Below are 2,798 nucleotides of genomic sequence, written 5' to 3'. Positions count from 1 at the left end.
AGGATTCTGGTAGACCTTAACTCCGTTGCTGGGTTAGCCGCTGCCAAAGCTCCAGAGGAATGCGCTCGTGAGGACACTTCAGGGAGCGAATCTGAGCTAGATCTTCCGGCAAGTAGTGCAAAGCCACCCGCGCCGTTGCGTCTAAGAGGCTGTGCCGCTGCTGGGGATGCTGCTCGGCTTCTCCGAAAAACACATCCAGCCAGCCATCCTGCTCTTGGTAGCGCATCCGCAAAGCGGAGAGAGAAGGTAGGGACTCTTGGCGATAGAGCTGGAAGCCCTGCCTAGGACTCCACCCCAGCCACCACTGGGGCGCCAGTTGCCCCAACTGCCGACACCACACTCCCGCCTGCACCTGTTGCCATGTCATGCTCATCACTCCGTGACCTGCAAAGACCTAGCTGCAAATTTTTTCCAACTACTTTAGCCAAGTACTCTACCAGACTCACTCAGTTTGATGCAAGTCTCTATCAAAGAGTGCCCCGTATGCTCCGGGGATATATTGCAACTTGATCTCAATAGTGCTATCCTGTCACTCAGGTGAGTGGTGGAGTCAAATCCATCAGTCTTCCTCTCTTGTCTTGGATAGAGCGGGGATCCCGCGCCGGCGGAACTGGCCATCCTGCGTTTGGCAGGGATCCCTTTTCCTCCTTTCCCCTCAAAGTTGAGGTTTTAATCTAATGAGACTAAACATCAATTAACAGGGGAGGGAGGTTTTCCGCCAACACCGTGTTGAAGGAGGAGGTAGCAGTCGAGGGTGATTGCGCTTGCGTCGGCGGGCTAGCAAGCGGAAGCGGCGTGAAGCGCTGGGGAAGTATCTTGAGTTATTTGGAATGGCTATAAATCTTCTAAGGAGATAAACGGATGTTTTCGGAACAAGCTAGCTGTTCCGTCCTTGTTTTGTTCTCTAAAAAATGATTCTGAAAGAAGATTAAAATTTGGAGAAAAGGATTGAATCAGGTGCGACTTATCGATTAGAATTTAGATGGCGTTAACGCTAACCGCGACGAAGAGATCGGAGAGAGGAAACCTAACATCCTCTCTCCTTTTCTGTCTCTATCTCTTGTCTCCCAAGAAGTAGGGATCCCTTACGAATGGAGATACAATCTAAGGTGTTCCTTGCTCTTACCCCTAGACCCTTTTTCCACCCCTCACCCATGGCCCGTATCCCAGAGGGAAGCTAGGGATCACTTTTGAAAGTGACTATAGCTTTTACACCCTCAACTACCCTTTCAGATTCTTGTTTTTGTTTGGCGTGACTTAGGATCTCGCTTGAGCTTTAAGCCAAACTAAAGGGTTGCGCCTCGGTCTTGCAGCCATTGGGCAGCTAGCTTGTGCTGCCGCTTTTGCGCATAGGCTAAAGGTGTGTGCCCCTCCTGATTCCGGGGGTTTAATTCGGCCCCATGCTGCAGCAAAAGTTCTAGGATTGGGACATGCCCTTCCCAGGCAGCCCAGTGCATGGGTGTTGCCCCGAAGCGGTTGCGCGCGTTGACATCAGCCCCGTACAAAATGAGAAAGCGAGCGATGCCCAAGTGTCCTTGTGTGGCCGCCTCGTGCAGAGGAGTTCGCCCCGTCTCATCAACGGCATCCACCGGTGCCCCCTTGGAGAGTAGGCGAGCTAGAACGCTTTTCCTACCCGTAGCCGTAGCCCAGTGGAGAACGCCACAGGCGTTTGCCCCTTTTTGGATCAGCAGACTGATAACTTCTGCCTGATCGGCTAGGGCAGCCCGATGGAGAGGAGTGTATCCATAGCGATCTGGCAGATCGATCTCGCTGCCTGCCTGGAGAAGCCGCTCCACCACTTCCACCTGGCCGCTGGCTGCAGCCAAATGGAGGGGTGTAGCCCCGCTGGAATCCACCGAGTGGACAGAAGCGCCATAAGCCAAAAGCAAGTCCAACAACTCCAGATTGCCGATGAGTATTGCTTTGTGAAGCGGGGTAACCCCCTGCCAATCGGGAGCATTCACATCTGCCCCTTGCTGCAAGTAAGCCAGCAATTGTTGCAGATCTTGATTGGCTAAGGCGCGGTGCAGGGCTTCGCTCATAGTTACTGGGAAATAGGGCTTAAAGTTCTTCAGGGAGAGTTAGGAATAGGCAAAGTCTAGGCTTTACAGCTTGGGCAAAGTCTAGCACTGGATCCCTGCTTCTGAAGTAGCTGCCCGCAAGAGGCCTCTTGGTGCTCAGCCAGCAGGGTCAATGCAGCATCAAGCCTTGACCATGAGAACCATTCTCGACAAGCTTGCATCTCAATTGCATTAGCGCTGAGAGGATCCCTTGGTTCAGCCTGGGTTGACATGCCATGATCAGCGGCAGAGTCAGAGGTCGGAGCTGACTTTTGGCCCAGGTTCTGCAACTCTCAATTCCCTTCCTTCTGCCACCGCTCATGGACTACTACGCGATTCTGAACCTGTCTCCCCAAGCAGACAGCGAAGATATCAAGCGAGCCTTTCGCCGGTTGGCACGGCAGTTTCACCCCGATGTGGCAGGAGAGGGATCCCGAGAACGATTTGAGCAGATCTATCGGGCCTACCAAGTGCTGAGCAACCCTGAAGAGCGGCGGCGCTACGACGCCCAACGACAATCCCCGCCCAGTCCTGGGAAAGGAGAAAGGCGGGTGGTTGTGCGCACCACTGGATTGGACTCCACCTCAGCAGAACCGCCGGCTCGGGACTCCCTTGAGGCAGGAATTGCCCGCGTTAAGGCCGCCTGGCGCGAGCGCAAGCTGCCCACGGCAGTGGCTCTGGCCGAAGCCCTCCTGAAACGCTTTCCCAACTCCGGCGAGGCCATCCACATCTTGGCTT

General features: G+C 54.3%; 3 protein-coding genes. 1 reads left to right on the top strand and 2 read right to left on the bottom strand.

Going from position 1 to position 2,798, the window contains the following annotated elements:
- Window positions 1–16 precede the first annotated feature (16 nt).
- Both NW852_RS00310 and NW852_RS00305 read right to left on the bottom strand, forming a co-directional pair.
- Window positions 17–373, bottom strand: a complete 357-nt coding sequence (locus tag NW852_RS00310) for a hypothetical protein (protein WP_414372103.1) — start codon at window positions 371–373, stop codon at window positions 17–19.
- Window positions 374–1,286: 913 nt separating this feature from the next.
- Entirely contained in the window at window positions 1,287–2,042 is a 756-nt protein-coding gene (locus tag NW852_RS00305; protein WP_414366588.1) for an ankyrin repeat domain-containing protein, read from the bottom strand.
- A gap of 338 nt (window positions 2,043–2,380) precedes the next feature.
- Here NW852_RS00305 and NW852_RS00300 point away from each other — a divergent pair.
- Window positions 2,381–2,798, top strand: a 418-nt coding sequence (locus NW852_RS00300) for a DnaJ domain-containing protein (RefSeq protein WP_414426375.1), incomplete at its 3' end; no start/stop codon positions are given.

This window comes from Synechococcus sp. H60.1 (assembly GCF_047462335.1).
GTDB lineage: Bacteria > Cyanobacteriota > Cyanobacteriia > Thermostichales > Thermostichaceae > Thermostichus.
This window is presented reverse-complemented; position numbering and strand designations above follow the sequence as displayed.